General features: G+C 68.2%; 15 protein-coding genes. 7 read left to right on the top strand and 8 right to left on the bottom strand.

The window, feature by feature from the left end; genetic code table 11:
* Window positions 1-41: 41 nt before the first annotated feature.
* Entirely contained in the window at window positions 42-1,106 is a 1,065-nt protein-coding gene (locus ACRWNM_RS12310; RefSeq protein WP_431966712.1) for a tetratricopeptide repeat protein, read from the bottom strand.
* 13 nt (window positions 1,107-1,119) lie between these two features.
* Window positions 1,120-2,427 (bottom strand): ATP-binding protein, encoded by a 1,308-nt coding sequence (locus tag ACRWNM_RS12305; RefSeq protein WP_431966710.1) that lies wholly within the window; start codon window positions 2,425-2,427, stop codon window positions 1,120-1,122.
* Between the two features lie 361 nt (window positions 2,428-2,788).
* On the opposite strand from ACRWNM_RS12305, the gene ACRWNM_RS12300 reads away from it, so the two are divergent.
* A complete protein-coding gene (locus ACRWNM_RS12300) occupies window positions 2,789-4,027 on the top strand; it encodes an APC family permease (protein WP_431966708.1) in 1,239 nt (412 codons plus the stop codon).
* Between the two features lie 139 nt (window positions 4,028-4,166).
* Window positions 4,167-5,462: a serine hydrolase domain-containing protein gene (locus ACRWNM_RS12295; protein ID WP_431966706.1), complete on the top strand. Its 1,296-nt coding sequence runs from the start codon at window positions 4,167-4,169 to the stop codon at window positions 5,460-5,462.
* A gap of 58 nt (window positions 5,463-5,520) precedes the next feature.
* Here ACRWNM_RS12295 and ACRWNM_RS12290 read toward each other — a convergent pair whose 3' ends face one another.
* The 3 genes from ACRWNM_RS12290 to ACRWNM_RS12280 all read right to left on the bottom strand — a co-directional run bounded on the left by ACRWNM_RS12290 (window position 5,521) and on the right by ACRWNM_RS12280 (window position 8,554).
* The gene (locus tag ACRWNM_RS12290) at window positions 5,521-6,132 is read right to left on the bottom strand and encodes a hypothetical protein (protein WP_431966704.1); all 612 of its coding nucleotides are present in this window, start codon (window positions 6,130-6,132) and stop codon (window positions 5,521-5,523) included.
* A gap of 118 nt (window positions 6,133-6,250) precedes the next feature.
* Window positions 6,251-7,285 carry an aspartate-semialdehyde dehydrogenase gene (locus tag ACRWNM_RS12285; RefSeq protein WP_431966702.1) on the bottom strand — a complete coding sequence of 345 codons (1,035 nt, stop codon included), beginning with the start codon at window positions 7,283-7,285 and terminating at the stop codon, window positions 6,251-6,253.
* Window positions 7,286-7,288: 3 nt separating this feature from the next.
* A complete protein-coding gene (locus tag ACRWNM_RS12280) occupies window positions 7,289-8,554 on the bottom strand; it encodes an aspartate kinase (protein ID WP_431966700.1) in 1,266 nt (421 codons plus the stop codon).
* 165 nt (window positions 8,555-8,719) lie between these two features.
* Between ACRWNM_RS12280 and ACRWNM_RS12275 the strand changes: the two genes are divergently transcribed.
* Window positions 8,720-9,133: a YjbQ family protein gene (locus tag ACRWNM_RS12275; RefSeq protein WP_431966698.1), complete on the top strand. Its 414-nt coding sequence runs from the start codon at window positions 8,720-8,722 to the stop codon at window positions 9,131-9,133.
* A 3-nt stretch (window positions 9,134-9,136) separates the two neighbouring features.
* Here ACRWNM_RS12275 and ACRWNM_RS12270 read toward each other — a convergent pair whose 3' ends face one another.
* Together ACRWNM_RS12270 and ACRWNM_RS12265 are read right to left on the bottom strand one after the other, a co-directional pair.
* Window positions 9,137-9,712 (bottom strand): dihydrofolate reductase family protein, encoded by a 576-nt coding sequence (locus tag ACRWNM_RS12270; RefSeq protein ID WP_431966696.1) that lies wholly within the window; start codon window positions 9,710-9,712, stop codon window positions 9,137-9,139.
* A 47-nt stretch (window positions 9,713-9,759) separates the two neighbouring features.
* Window positions 9,760-10,335 (bottom strand): dihydrofolate reductase family protein, encoded by a 576-nt coding sequence (locus ACRWNM_RS12265; protein ID WP_431966694.1) that lies wholly within the window; start codon window positions 10,333-10,335, stop codon window positions 9,760-9,762.
* A 72-nt stretch (window positions 10,336-10,407) separates the two neighbouring features.
* Here ACRWNM_RS12265 and ACRWNM_RS12260 point away from each other — a divergent pair, with 72 nt between their 5' ends.
* From ACRWNM_RS12260 to ACRWNM_RS12245, 4 genes are all read left to right on the top strand, one after another.
* The gene (locus ACRWNM_RS12260; RefSeq protein WP_431966692.1) at window positions 10,408-10,983 is read left to right on the top strand and encodes a TetR/AcrR family transcriptional regulator; all 576 of its coding nucleotides are present in this window, start codon (window positions 10,408-10,410) and stop codon (window positions 10,981-10,983) included.
* Between the two features lie 59 nt (window positions 10,984-11,042).
* Window positions 11,043-11,228 carry a DUF1918 domain-containing protein gene (locus ACRWNM_RS12255; protein ID WP_431966690.1) on the top strand — a complete coding sequence of 62 codons (186 nt, stop codon included), beginning with the start codon at window positions 11,043-11,045 and terminating at the stop codon, window positions 11,226-11,228.
* Window positions 11,229-11,492: 264 nt separating this feature from the next.
* Entirely contained in the window at window positions 11,493-11,948 is a 456-nt protein-coding gene (locus ACRWNM_RS12250; protein WP_431966688.1) for an SRPBCC family protein, read from the top strand.
* Between the two features lie 129 nt (window positions 11,949-12,077).
* Window positions 12,078-13,292, top strand: coding sequence for a low temperature requirement protein A (locus ACRWNM_RS12245; protein ID WP_431966686.1), 1,215 nt, complete (start codon window positions 12,078-12,080; stop codon window positions 13,290-13,292).
* A 13-nt stretch (window positions 13,293-13,305) separates the two neighbouring features.
* Here ACRWNM_RS12245 and ACRWNM_RS12240 read toward each other — a convergent pair whose 3' ends face one another.
* Window positions 13,306-14,148 (bottom strand): ion transporter, encoded by an 843-nt coding sequence (locus ACRWNM_RS12240; RefSeq protein ID WP_431966684.1) that lies wholly within the window; start codon window positions 14,146-14,148, stop codon window positions 13,306-13,308.
* Window positions 14,149-14,159: the final 11 nt, after the last annotated feature.

The following is a 14,159-nucleotide window of genomic DNA, read 5'->3' as shown; positions in this document are numbered from 1 at the left end:
CGGTGGATGCGCCGGTGCGCGGACGCATCGCGCCGATCCGCTCAATTCACCGGCAGCGTCACCCGCGGCGGCACCGTCAACGGCGGCGTCATGCGCGGCGGTGTGACACCCGGCCGGGGGAAATCCGTCGGCCATGGCCGCAGCGTCGGCGGCAGATAGCGCCCCGTCGGCAGATACGGCGGGGCGATGGGCGTCGGAAGATGGCGCGTCGGCAACGGGCGCGGTGGAGCCGGCTCGGACGGCGTGCCCGCCGCGGCGAGAACCAGACGGAGCACCAGAAAGACCCCGAACGCCAACGCGGTCCAGAGCCGCCAGTTCGACCGCGGCGCCTCCGGCAGGTACCGCGCTTCCGGCGGCTGCGGCATGTACGGGGACGAAAGCTCGGGCCCGGCCGGCGATTCGGCCTGTTCCTCCACCGCGGCCAGGGTCGCGCGCACGAAGTCCGCGCGGCTCGGATCCCACTGCGCGACAAGGCGCAAGCCGCGCTCGCCCGCTTCGCGATCACCGCGGTCCAGGTCGAGCAGCGCGAGTTCCTGCGTGGCATCGACGTGCTCGGGTTGCAGCCGAAGCGCCTCGCGCAGAGCCGCTTCCGCGCCCGGCACGGAAATCCCGCCGCGGCGCAGGATCGAACCGCGGACCCGGTGCAGATCGGCGTGGTCGGGGTCGATCTCGATGGCCCGGTCGATGGTCGCCAGCGCCACGGCCGGATCCGTCGCCGACTGGACACCCGCGAGCAGGCGCAGGTTCTCGACGTACTCCGGGTCCAGTTCCGCGCTGCGGGTGGCCGCGGCCAGCGCGCGGTCGTAGTGCCGTTGCCGCTCCGCGGCATCGTCCTCGGCCAGGTGCGCCAGTTCCTGTTCGGCCAGCGCGAGCACCCGCAGCGCGGACTGGTAGTCGGGGAAGACGGCCAGCGCGGCAGCGCTGTAGCCGACGGACCTCTCGTACTCACCGGTGCGAAACCAGGCGTAGCCCATCAGCATCAGCGCGTCGGCGTTGTCGGGATCGGCGGCGAGCACCGCGCCCAGCTTCGCCCGCGCCGCGTCGATCCGGCCGAGGTCGATGAGGACCTTGGCACGGGCGACCTCGTCGTGCGCGAAAGTAGTCATGCGACCGGGCTTTTCAGCGCATCTTCATTCGCTTCATGTACAGGGCGAGCTCGTCGTAGCTGCCGTCGCCGTTGGCGAATTCGACCACGTTGCGGGCGGATTCGAACCACGCGCCCGCACTCGGCTTGATCGCGGCCATCGCGGCCTCCAGATCAGCCATACCGATGGGCCGGACAGTGCCGGTGCGGATCGATTCCGCCATGGCCAGCTGGGTGGCCGAGGTGCAGACATGGGCCAGGTCGGCGCCCGAGAACCCCTCGGTGCGCGCGGCGATCGCGCCGAGGTCGATCCCGGCCACCGGACGCTCGCGCAGGTGGTAGTGCAGGATCGCCTTGCGCGCGGCGGGATCAGGCAGCGCGACCAGGATCATCCGGTCGAAGCGCCCCGGCCTGCGCAGCGCGACGTCGATGTCCCACGGGTGGTTGGTCGCGCCGAGGATGTAGACGCCCTCGTTGTCGACGGTGGCCGAATCCATCTCGTTCAACAGCTGATTCACCACGGTGCGCATGGTCGCCGAGCTGGACATCTGGCTGCGCTTGTGGCCGAGCGCGTCCACCTCGTCAAGGAACAGCACGCACGGCGCGTTGCGACGGGCCACCTCGAACACGCTGTGCAGGTTGCGCTCGCTGGCGCCGGTGTAGATGTCGAGGATGTCGGCGATCTCGATCGGATAGAAATTCGCGCCGAGCTCGCCCGCCACCGCCGAGGCGATGAAGGTCTTGCCGCAGCCGGGCGGGCCGTACAGCAGCAGGCCGCCGCGCGCCGAGGTGCCGAATGCCTTGGCCAGCTCGGGGTTTCGCAGCGGGCCGAGCAGAGTGAGGTCGAGCTGTCGCTTGACTTCCTCCATGCCGCCGACATCGGCCAGCGTCACCTTGGCGCGGGAGAACAGGCCCGTATCAGTGGCGGCGGCGTATTCCGTTGGGCCCGAGTCGACGAAGGCCGGTGCGACGATGTCGGACACCTGGTCCTCGGCGGCCGCCCAGTCGTAGTCAGCGGCAGCCGTTTCGGGCTCCGCCTGGGGAGCGGGTTCGACGTCCGGCGCGGAGCCGTCGGGAGTCGTTGCGGCGGGCGAACTTTCGGCCTGCGGCGCGGTCGCGGCCGATGCGGCGCCGCCCGCGAGCGCGGCGGTGCACTGCTGGAGCAGTTCCACGGCCCGCGCGTTGCCCGGCTCCTGGCTCAGCGCCGCGCCGCACTGGGCGAGCGCCTCGGCGTGGCGGCCGCGCTCGGCGAGCAGTTCGATCACCCGCAACCGCAGAGCGAGCACGTCAGGGCTCCGGTCCAGCGCGGCAAGCATTTCGACCAGCACCGGATCATCGGTCACGGCAGTCCCCCGTTCGAGCACACGAATACCCCGACGATCCTAAACCGTTACCCTCCAGAAACATCGCGTCGCGCGCTCACCCGATGCCGCGCGCCGTACGTGATGCACGCCACAATCGAGCGTCGGAATAGTTCCATCCGGGAGCCCGTTGAAGGTCACTGTCGGCGTCCGGAACAGCCCCGGGCCGCACCCTTCGTCGCTTCGAGCGACCACTCGCCGAGAGGCGCTTGTGGGACGTCGACACCCGAGTCGTGACGCTGGCGTGGCGTCCGGTGACTCAGCGGCGCCGCCAGGTTACCCCCCGACCTGGCGGCGTTTCGCCTATCGAGCGCCGTTAACCTGAACGGTCCAAGATGCTGCCATGACCTCGTACGACTCGGCACTGCACCGCAGGCTCGGACTCACCGACTCGGTGCTGATCGGTCTCGGCTCGATGATCGGTGCCGGGATCTTCGCCGCGCTCGCACCGGCGGCCGAGGCCGCAGGCTCGTGGCTGCTCCTCGCGCTCGCCGTCGCCGCGTTGCTCGCGTACTGCAACGCGATGTCCTCGGCCCGGTTGGCGGCGCGCTATCCGGTCTCGGGCGGGACGTACGTGTACGGCAGGGAACGGCTCGGCCCGTTCTGGGGATATCTGGCCGGGTGGGCGTTCGTGGTGGGCAAGACGGCCTCGTGCGCCGCGATGGCGCTGACCGTCGGCCACTACGCCTGGCCCGAGCAGTCCCGCGCGGTCGCGGTCGCCGCGGTGCTGGCGATCACCGCGATCAACTACACCGGCGTGCAGAAATCCGCGCTGGCCACCCGGATCATCGTCGCGGTCGTGCTCGCGGTGCTCGCGATGGTGGCGGCGATCGGCCTGTCCGGCACGCACACCGCCGCGACAGCGCTGCCGGACCGGATCGGCCCGCGCGACGTGCTGGAAGCGGCCGGGCTGCTGTTCTTCGCCTTCGCCGGGTACGCGCGGATCGCCACCCTCGGCGAGGAAGTGCGCGAGCCGCGACGCACCATTCCGCGCGCCATCATGCTCGCGCTGGCCATCGCGCTGGTGGTCTACGTCGTGGTGGCCGCCGCCGCTCTCGCGGTGCTCGGCTCGGCCGGGCTCGCGGCGGCGACCGATCCGCTGGCCAGGGTCGTCTCGGAGGCGGGCGCTCCGGCGCTGGAGCCGGTGGTGCGGATCGGCGCGGTGGTCGCGGCGGCGGGCTCACTGCTCGCGCTCGTGCTCGGCGTGTCACGCACGACGCTGGCGATGGCCCGCGACCGGTACCTGCCGCACGCACTCGCCGCTGTACATCCTCGCTTCGGCGTGCCCCACCGGGCGGAGCTGGTCGTCGGCGCGGTGGTGGCCGTGGTCGCGGCGAGCTTCGACCTGCGTGCGGCCATTGGCTTCTCGTCGTTCACCGTGCTGGTCTACTACCTCGTCGCCAATGTCTCGGCGGGCACGCTCACCGCGGCGGAGGATCGGCCCGCCCGCTGGATTCCGGTGGTCGGAGCGCTCGGCTGCGTGATCGTCGCGGCCGCGCTGCCGCTCGCGTCGGTTCTCGTCGGAGCCGGGGTCCTCGCGCTCGGCGTCGCGCTCTACGCGGTGACCCGCCGGGCACGCTGAGCCGCCACGATTTTCGTGACGCGCGCCTCTGCCTGTTGGCCGGTCCGCGCGGGTCCGGCGCGCTAGCCTCATCCTCATGGGGCGTTTCTGTGGTTTCCTCGCTGGAATCGCTGCGGTGTCGCTTGTCGCGGGAAGTCTCGTGGGCGCGCCCGCACACGCGGCCCCTGCCGCCACCGTGAAACAGGCGCGCTGCGAGGTCAGCTCCGGCCGGGAAGCGCAGCGCGCGGCTCCGGAACAAGCCGGATTCGACGCCGAACTGCTCACCGCCGCACTGGAGTTCGCCAGTCACCGAAACCGATTCAACGTTCAGGTCTTTCGGCACAACTGCCTGGTCGGCGAGGGACCGAACAACGCGAAGACCGACAACGTCGCCTGGAATGTCTGGAGCGTGACCAAGAGTGTGGTCTCGCTGCTCGCGGGCATCGCGTGGGACCGCGGCCTGCTCGATCTGGACGCCCCGATCGACAAGTACCTGCCCCCGGGCCTCGGTGACGCGGCGCACCGCGCCATCCGGATCGAGGACCTGCTCACCGAGACCTCCGGGATGACGGTGGGCGTGCTCACCGAGGGCATCACCGGAGTCGTCCCCATCGATCCACACAGCGCGGTGCAGGCGCTCGCTGTGCCGCTGGACAATCCGCCGGGCACCGTCTTCAGCTACAGCCAGCGCAACGTCGACCTGCTGACGTTCGTCATCGAACTGGCCATCGGCGAGCCATTTCAGCAGTTCGCGCAGCGGGAGTTGTTCGACCCGCTCGGCATTCTGCGCAGCGACTACTACTGGGCCAAGGATCGCGCCGGAAATACCTACGGCTACGCGCATCTGATGATCCCGCCGAACGATCTCGCCAAGCTCGGCCTACTGGTGAGCAACGAAGGCCGCTGGGGCGCAGACCAACTCGTGTCCGAAGAGTATCTCCGAATGGCGCTGACGCCGTCCCGGCCGAACCCGTGCTACGGCTACCTCTTCTGGCTCGGCCCCGACTGCGCGGAATCGCCCTCGTTCATGCCGCCCGACATGTACATGATGGCCGGGCTCGGTTTGCAGAACGTTTTCGTGCTGCCCTCGCTCGACCTGATGGTGGTGTGGACCGGCGTCTTCGGCAACGTCAGCAGCTACGGCGTCTCCGGCATCGTGCAGAACACCGATGAACTGCCGTACGAGTTCTTCCGCATGCTCTTCGCCGCCATGCCCGAGAGTCCCGTCCCCGATCCAGGACCGTACGTCGAGCCGACGATTCGGTTGGACCCGCGCCGGCTCGTCGACGCGAACCTGCTGCTCGCGGTCTTCGGCATCGGCCCGGCCGCCTACCCGGGCTGCAATGTCTTCTCCTGCTTGAACTACCAGCTCGCGCCCCCGTTCGCGGATATCGCACCGGGCTGCTTCATCGTCGTCTGCCTCGGCCACGACCCCCGCACCCCCGGCATCCACTGACCTCTCGGGCACGAACGATCCGTCTTTCCGTACCGCGTGCGCACGTGCGGTGGCCCGGTCACCACATATCGACGAGCAGTCCCCAACGGCGGGTGTCGGCTTCGTGGACCACCTCGCCCCAGTCGCGCAGCAGGCGTTCGAAGATGGCGGGGGTGGTGATGCGGTGGCGGTTGGCGGTTTCGCGGTCGAGGTGGGGATGCAGGTCGGAGATGCGTGAGGCGATGCGGCCCCACAGGTTGGCGAGGGTGGCCAGGTGCGCCGGTGAGTGGGCGAGCCAGGTGGTGGGCCGGATGGTGTCGCTGTGCCCGCTCCACGGCTGGTGAGCGGCGGGCTCGACGGGCAGGTCGGCGCCGTAGAGGCCGCGAAGGAACAGGTCGGTGTCGGTGATCAGCTCGGCCGTCTCGGGCGGTGCGTCCCACGGCACGAAGAGGCGGGCATCGCGCCACACCGCTTCGAATTCGGAGTGCAGCGCGGCGGAACTGTAGGCGTGGAAACGGTACTCGGCGATCCATTGCTCGGTCCGGTCCAGCCAGCGCAGGCCGATCGGGTACTGCTGGCGGTGATCCTCGTCGGGCCACTCCAAGTCCGCGAACCGCCGCGGCGCCCGCTCGGACACCGTCCGCGCCAGCCGCGGCCAGTCCGCGATGTGCACGGCGACATACGAACCCACCGGCCACACCTCTCCACGCCGACCTCGCTTACCGAAGCGATTGTGCCAGCCCCCGATACGACCACCGGGCCGACCCGATCCGGTGGCGGATCGGATCGGCCCGGTGCGACGAACCGGCTCAGCGGTCGCTGAGCAGCACCTCGGCGATCTGAATGGTGTTGAGCGCCGCGCCCTTGCGCAGGTTGTCGCCGGAGACGAACAGCGCGAGACCGCGACCGTCGGGCGCGCCGGGATCCTGGCGGATGCGGCCGACGAGCGACTCGTCGGCGCCCGCGGCCTGCAACGGCGTCGGCACGTCGACCAGCTTCACGCCGGGCGCGCCGGCGAGCAGTTCCTTGGCCCGCGCCACCGACAGCGGGTTGGCGAACTCGGCGTTGATGGACAGCGAGTGGCCGGTGAAGACCGGAACCCGCACGCAGGTGCCGCTCACCAGGAGCTCGGGGATGCCGAGGATCTTGCGGCTCTCGTTGCGCAGCTTCTGGTCCTCGTCGGTCTCGCCGGACTCGTCGTCGACCAGCGAACCGGCCAGCGGGATCACGTCGAAGGCGATCGGCGCGACGTACTTGTTCGGCGCGGGGAAGGTCACGGCGCTGCCGTCGTGCACCAGCTTCTCGGCGTCGTCGATCACCGCGCGCACCTGCGAGGCCAGCTCGTCGACACCGGCCAGGCCGGAACCGGAGACCGCCTGGTAGCTGGAGACGACCAGCCTGGTCAGGCCCGCCTCGTCGTGCAGCGGCTTGAGCACCGGCATCGCGGCCATGGTGGTGCAGTTGGGGTTGGCGATGATGCCCTTGACCAGGTTGCGGGTCTGCTCCGGGTTGACCTCGCTGACCACCAGCGGGACCTCGGGGTCCTTGCGCCAGGCCGACGAGTTGTCGATGACGGTGACGCCCGCGGCGGCGAACCGCGGCGCCTGCACCCGGGACATGGTGGCGCCCGCCGAGAACAGCGCGATGTCGAGGCCGGAGGGGTCCGCCGTCTCGGCGTCCTCCACCACGATCTCGCCGCCGCGCCACGGCAGCGTCTTACCCGCCGAGCGCGCGGACGCGAAGAACCGCACCTCGTCGGCCGGGAAGTCGCGCTCCTCCAGCAGCTTCCGCATGACGGCGCCGACCTGTCCGGTCGCGCCGACGACTCCTACTCGAATACCCATGGTTTATCGCCCCGTTCCTGCATGCACCACGGCCACCTCGTCGCCGCCCAGATCGAAGGCGCGGTGCAGCACCTGCACGGCGTCGTCCAGCTCGGTGTCCTTGACCAGGACCGAGATCCGGATCTCGGAGGTGGAGATCAGGTCGATGTTGATGCCCGCGTCGGCCAGCGCCTCACAGAACGTCGCCGTGACGCCCGGGTGGCTCTTCATGCCCGCGCCGACCAGCGACACCTTGCCGATGTGGTCGTCGTAGAGCACCTGAGAGAAGCCGATCTCACCCTGGCGCTTGGTGAGCATCTCGACGGCGCGCGCGCCCTCGGTCTTGGGCAGTGTGAAAGTGATGTCGGTCTTGCCGGTCTCCACCTTGGAGATGTTCTGCAGGACCATGTCGATGTTGATCTCGGCGTCGGCGATGGCACGGAACACCTTGGCGGCGAATCCCGGCTCGTCCGACAGCCCGACCACGGTCACCTTGGCCTCGCTGCGGTCGTGCGCGACGCCAGTGAGGATTGCTTTCTCCAAGGGGATGTCCTCCATCGATCCGTAAACGTAGGTGCCCTGCTTGTCGGTGTAGGACGAGCGAACATGCACGGGCACGTTGTAGCGACGCGCGTACTCGACGCAGCGCAGCATCAGCACTTTGGAGCCGCAGGCCGCCATCTCCAGCATCTCCTCGTAGGAGACCTGCTCGAGCCGCTGCGCGTCGGAGACGATCCGCGGGTCGGCGGTGAAGACGCCGTCCACGTCGGTGTAGATCTCGCAGACGTCGGCCTCCAGCGCCGCGGCCAGCGCGACGGCGGTGGTGTCGGAGCCGCCGCGACCGAGCGTGGTGACGTCCTTGCTGTCCTGGCTCACGCCCTGGAACCCGGCGACCAGCACGATGGTGCCCTCGTCGAGCGCCTCGCGCAGGCGGCTCGGGGTGACGTCGATGATCTTCGCGTTGCCGTGCGCGCCGGTGGTGATCACACCCGCCTGCGAGCCGGTGAACGAGCGGGCCTCCGCGCCGAGCGAATGGATCGCCATGGCGACCAGCGCGTTGGAGATGCGCTCGCCGGAGGTGAGCAGCATGTCCATCTCGCGGGCGGGCGGCGCGGGCGCCACCTGCTGGGCGAGATCGAGGAGTTCGTCGGTCGTGTCGCCCATCGCCGAGCAGACGACCACCACGTCGTGGCCTTGCTTCTTGGTCTCGACGATCCGTTCAGCGACGCGCCGGATACGCTCGGCGGTAGCGACCGAGGATCCTCCGTACTTCTGAACAACGAGAGCCACGACTGGGTCCTCCAAGATCGACAATCGGCTGGTAACAGCCCCCAAGACTACCGGCCGCCGTCCATCCGATTTGTCGCTACCTCCCCGAGCTGTGCAAAAGCACACACACGCAAGCAGTCTCGAATGATCGACGACCCCGCCCCGCGAACGGGTCATGATGGGGTCATGAAGAGCTCACTGATCGCGGTCACGACGGGGCGGCGCGAGGTGGTGCACGACCTCACGCCGCAGTGCGCGGAGTTCGCCGCGGCGGCGGGCGGAGACGGGCTGCTGCACGTCTTCGTCCCGCACGCGACGGCCGGTATCGCCATCATCGAACTGGGCGCGGGCAGCGACGACGATCTGCTCGCCGCGCTCGGCGACCTGCTGCCCGCCGACGACCGGTGGCGGCACGCGCACGGCTCTCCTGGGCACGGCCGCTCGCACGTGATGCCCGCGATGATCCCGCCCTACGCCACGGTGCCGGTCATCGGCGGGAAGCTGATGCTCGGCACCTGGCAGTCGATCGCCATGGTCGACCTGAATGTGGACAACCCCGAACGACAGGTCCGGCTGTCGTTCCTCACCGACGCCGGCTGACTTTCACGCCCTGGTCAACCAGGTGACCTGGGTGCCGTTGCCGAACTCCTGGCGCCGGGTCGGGGTGAACAGCGTCGGCCGGAACGGCCCGTCGAGCGCACGGACGCCCGCACCGGCCGTGACCGGATAGCTCTTGATGACGAGTTCATCGATCTCATCGATGAGCGCGCCCGCGAGCTTGCCGCCACCGGCCAGCCAGATGTCCATGCCGTCCTCCTGCTTCAACCGGCGGACCAGATCCACCGGATCGCCGTCGACCAACTCGACGGTGGGGTCGTCGATCCGGCCGAGAGTGCCGGATACGACGTACTGCCGCATATGCGGGTAGGGGCTGGTGATGCCGATGGCCAGGGCGGGGTCGTAGGTGCCGCGGCCCATCACCAGGGTGTCGAAGTTCTTGCACGGCGCATCGGCCGCGAGACCGAAATGCGGACGCGCGTGTGTCGGAAGGGTCTCCGGATACTCGGCGGCGAGCCATTCGGAGAAGTCCGGCGCCACGGGAAAGAACTCGATGCCGCCATCCGGACCGGCGATGTAGCCGTCGAGGGACATGCCGACGAAGTAGACGAGCTTTCGCATGAAGATCCTGCTTTCTGGGGAAGTAGTACTCGGTGCGGGCGGTCGCCTCAGGCGCGGCGGTACCACGTCAGCTGGGCGTTGTTGCTGAATTCCATGCGCCTGCTCGGGGTGAACAGTGTCGGCGTGAAGGCACCGGCGAAGGCGGGGATGCCGCCGCCCGCGAGGACCGGGTAGCTCTTGATCATCAGTTCGTCGATCTCGTCGGCGAGCTGAGCCGCGAGGTTGCCGCCACCGCACAGCCAGATGTCGAGACCATCCGCTTGCTTCAGCTCCCGCACCAGGGCAACCGGGTCGCCCGCCACGACTTCGACGGCTGGATCGCCGCTCGGACCGAGGGTGCTGGAGATGACGTACTGCTTCAGGTGCGCAAAGGGGCTGGTCGCCCCGGCGGAGAGGCCGGGTTCGTAGGTGCCGCGCCCCATCAGCACTGTGTCCCAGTTCTTGTTCGGTGTATCCACCGGCATCCCCGTCTGCGCTCGGAGGTAGGTCGGCATCGGCTCCGGGTAGTGCTCATCGATCCACGCGGACATGTCGTCCGCGAGCGGATAGAAGTCGAACTCCCCGCCGGGGCCCGCGATGTATCCGTCCAGCGAGACGGCGACGTAGTAAACAAGTTTTCGCATTGGACCACCTGAGTTGTTGTACTCTGTCTGTAGTGATTTGAAATGTAGTACTACGGATGGAGTGGTGTCAAGATGCGGACGAACCCGGAGCGGCGACAGGCGCTCATCGACGCGGCGATCGAGGTTCTCGCCGACGAGGGCGCGCGTGGGCTCACCTTTCGCGCGGTGGACAAACGGGCCACCGTGCCCGCGGGAACGGCCTCGAACTACTTCTCCAGCCGCGACGACCTGCTCACCCAAGTGGGCAGCAGGTTCTACGAGCGGCTGCAACCGAGCGCCGAGACCATGGCCAAGGTGACCGACGGGCCGCGCACCCGCGCCAACATCACCGAGCTGATGAAGGAGGTCGTCGCGCGCATCGAGGCGTTCCGCACCGGCTATCTCGCGATGCTCGAACTACGCCTGGAGTCGACCCGCAGGCCGGAACTGCGCGCGGTGCTCACCGAGCGGGTGCGCGAGGACCTCGACTTCAACGTGCGCAATCATCTGGAATCCGGTCAACCCGGCGACGCCGACACCGTCCGCCTGCTCTACCTGGCGCTGAACTGGCTGATCGTCGACCGGCTGACGCTGCCGGACATCTTCCCCGAGGAACAGAGCGCACATCTGATCGAGACGGCGGTGGAAAGACTCGTCCAGAACTCTTGACTTTTCGCGAATTCGCCGGAACCTTGTGACGCCCGTCACGCCCATTCGATAATGGACCGATGGAGGCGAACGTTGGAGACCGACTGCTCGTACACGGACACGTAGTGGGGGAACATGATCGCCAGGGCGAGATCGTCGAGGTCCGCGGACCCGAAGGCTCGCCGCCCTACGTCGTCCGCTTCACCGACGGGCACGAATCCCTCGTGTATCCCGGCCCTGACGCGGTGATCGAGCACATCAAGTGATCATCCGGCGCCTCGTCTCGTCGAGGCGCCGATGCCGCGCCGCCCGCCAGAGGCGACGGGTCAGCCCGCCGAACCCGGCGGGCCGCTGAGCCGACCACCGCGCAGCCCGACGGTCGCCGATCATCCAGCCGATGCGAACGTCGTTCCCGCCCCCGCAAATGCCTACTCACCAGTAGCTTTCACACCGTAGACCTCTTTGTTGACGGATCGGAAGAGCGCTGTGCAGAATCGGCGAGTCGATCCACCGGGGGGCGGAGGTATTGCATGCGCACGAAAACCGATATCCGCTTCACCGTCGAGGCAAGTCCGACCCATGTTCTCGACGCTCTGGCGGCCATCGAATTGCTCCCGGAATGGTCGATGTACCAGGATGCGCGCGTGGCGACCCGCGACGAATCCGGCCGGCCGCACCGCGTTTACGTCACCGCCGACGTGCTCGGCAGTTCCGATTTGCAGGTGCTGGAATACGAATGGACGAAGAAACGGTCGTCCTGGACGGTGGTGGACAGCTCCCGCGGCATCGGTGGCGGCGGCTGGTTCGAGGTCAGCGAGGACACGAACGGCACCAACGTCTGGTACCACTCGGAGTTGTCTTCTCGACTCCCGCTCCCCGGCCTGCTGATGAAGCGCACCGTGCAACGCTGGAATGAAACGGTGGTGCAGAACTTCATCGAATTCGCGGAAAGCTACGGGGAATCCGAGAATTTCAATTCCATATAGCGATAGCGCATGAATTCATATAGCGATATCGCATAATTCACGGCGCCCGATGACGCTCTGAGCGAAACCCCTCGGTCGCCGCCGCTTTCCGGACCGCGCTGGACTCGCCGGGGTGCGACGATGTGAATCATGATCGGTACGAAACGGGTTCGGTTCCGACCGGTTGCCGAAGGCGCCACGGTAACTCAGCTCGAACTGTTCTTCGACCTCGTCTTGGTTTTCGCGTTCACGATGGTGACCGCCCTGGCGGCAGGCGACACCAGCGCCAAGAACATGCTGCGCGCACTGCTGGTGCTCGCGGTCATGTGGTGGGTGTGGATCGCCTACGCGTGGCTGGGCAATGTGGTCCGCGCCGACGAGGGCTTCACCAGGGTGGCGATGTTCGTCGCGATGGGCGGCGCGTTCCTCGCGGCATTGACCATTCCGGAAGCCTTCCGCGATATGGACGGCGGCTGGTTCGGCCCGCTGGTCTTCGCGATCGCCTACCTGCTGGTGCGGCTGGTGCACCTGGCGGTGTTCTACATGGCCAGCACCGAGGACGCCCAGCTGCGCGGGCAGCTCGTGAAATGGGGGCTCGGCTCCATCACCATCGGCACCACCCTGCTGGTGATCGCCGCGACGACCACCGGCGCGGTCCAGATCGGACTGTGGATCGCGGCGATCGTCGGCGACATGCTGTGGACGATGCTCGCCGGCGAGGACTGGCGCGTCAATTCGGCCGCTCACTTCGCCGAACGGCACGGGCTGATCATCATCGTCGCGCTGGGCGAATCGATCGTCTCCATCGGCATCGGCGTTGCCGGGCTGCCGATCTCCTGGCCGATCGCGCTCGCCTCGATGCTCGGGCTCGCGGTCTCCGGCCTGCTGTGGTGGGCCTACTTCGACGTCGCGGCGATCTCGGTGGAACACGAACTGAAGCGCGCCCAGGGCGAACGCCAGATCAAGATCGCCCGCACTTGCTATACGTACTGGCACTTTCCGATGGTCGTCGGCATCATCGCCCTCTCGCTCGGCATGAAGAAGGTGCTCTACTACGTCGGCGACTCCTCCCACCACACCCTGCAGGACGCGCTGTACGGCATCCCGCTCTACGCGCTCTACGGCGGCGTGGTGCTCTATCTGCTCGCTCTGGTGGGCTTCAAGCACTACGCGACTCGCACGGTCACCGTGTCGCGGGTGGTCGCGGCGGTGCTGCTGCTCGCGCTCACGCCGTTGGCGTGCGCGCTGCCCGCGCTCGCCTCACTCGCCCTGCTCTGCGCGGTGCTCGTCGGGCTGATCCTCTGGGAGACCGTCCGCTACGCGCAGCCGCGCGACGAGATCCGGCACGGCGCGCACGCCGGCTGACGCGCGCGGCCGCTCACGGCAGCGGTTTGTCGTTGGCCAGCAGATAACGCAGCGTGCGTTCGTGGGGCGTCGGGCCGTAGGCGGCAGGCTCGACGCGCACCCCGTCGCGCACGGCCTGGCGAATCTGATCCACGTTCTCCCTGATCATGTCCGACACCAGCTCGTCGGTGCGCGGGTCGGCGAGCACCTGGAAGACGATGCGGAAGCTGGTGTCGGCGATCAGCCGGATGATGTCGTCGTGGAACGGGATGTAGCGGACCTTTCCCGCCTGCGGATCCTTCTTGATCAGCTCGAGGATCATCTCGTCCATCTCCGCGCGGTTCTCCTCGAGCGCGGCGGCGATATTGCGGGTGTAATGCCCGGTGCGCAGCACATGGGCCACCTCGTCGAGCACCGCGATGGTCATCGGCCGCTTGATCACGTCGACGATGGTCATGACGAACCGGTTCACCACCGCCGCCGTGACCCGGTCGCCGAAAACGCGGTCGGCGACGCGTGCCAGCCGCACGGCGATCACCACGAGGCGCAGCAGCCGGAACCCACGGAACAGCGGGCTGGCCACCGGGATCATGCCGACGACCTCGTACCAGTAGATGAGCGGGAACGTCCACGACCAACCCGCCCGGCGCCAGCGCCACAGGAACTCCACGGCGAACACCGCGCAGATCGTGTAGTCGACCAGCACGACGACCCGATAGGTCTCGTCGGACACCGAGAAGAAGGTGATCCACACGACCAGCGCCACCGAGATGACCGCCAGCGCGAGCATCACGAAATCGATCCACAGCGCGGGCGGTTTACGCGGATAGTTCCCCGCGTCCGGCGCCTGCTCGAAGCTGGTGATGGGGGCTGTCACGGAATGCGTCC

The organism is Nocardia sp. bgisy134, assembly GCF_965341865.1.
Classification (GTDB): Bacteria; Actinomycetota; Actinomycetes; order Mycobacteriales; family Mycobacteriaceae; genus Nocardia.
Note: the sequence above shows the minus strand (reverse complement) of the source record. Positions and strands in the feature narration are given on the sequence as shown.

Coding starts and splice junctions, on each gene's coding strand:
- ACRWNM_RS12310 (WP_431966712.1), bottom strand. CDS start 1,106: ATGACTACTTTCGCGCACGACGAGGTCGCCCGTGCCAAGGTCCTCATC.
- ACRWNM_RS12300 (WP_431966708.1), top strand. CDS start 2,789: ATGACCTCGTACGACTCGGCACTGCACCGCAGGCTCGGACTCACCGAC.
- ACRWNM_RS12285 (WP_431966702.1), bottom strand. CDS start 7,285: ATGGGTATTCGAGTAGGAGTCGTCGGCGCGACCGGACAGGTCGGCGCC.
- ACRWNM_RS12275 (WP_431966698.1), top strand. CDS start 8,720: ATGAAGAGCTCACTGATCGCGGTCACGACGGGGCGGCGCGAGGTGGTG.
- ACRWNM_RS12270 (WP_431966696.1), bottom strand. CDS start 9,712: ATGCGAAAGCTCGTCTACTTCGTCGGCATGTCCCTCGACGGCTACATC.
- ACRWNM_RS12265 (WP_431966694.1), bottom strand. CDS start 10,335: ATGCGAAAACTTGTTTACTACGTCGCCGTCTCGCTGGACGGATACATC.
- ACRWNM_RS12260 (WP_431966692.1), top strand. CDS start 10,408: ATGCGGACGAACCCGGAGCGGCGACAGGCGCTCATCGACGCGGCGATC.
- ACRWNM_RS12255 (WP_431966690.1), top strand. CDS start 11,043: ATGGAGGCGAACGTTGGAGACCGACTGCTCGTACACGGACACGTAGTG.
- ACRWNM_RS12250 (WP_431966688.1), top strand. CDS start 11,493: ATGCGCACGAAAACCGATATCCGCTTCACCGTCGAGGCAAGTCCGACC.
- ACRWNM_RS12245 (WP_431966686.1), top strand. CDS start 12,078: ATGATCGGTACGAAACGGGTTCGGTTCCGACCGGTTGCCGAAGGCGCC.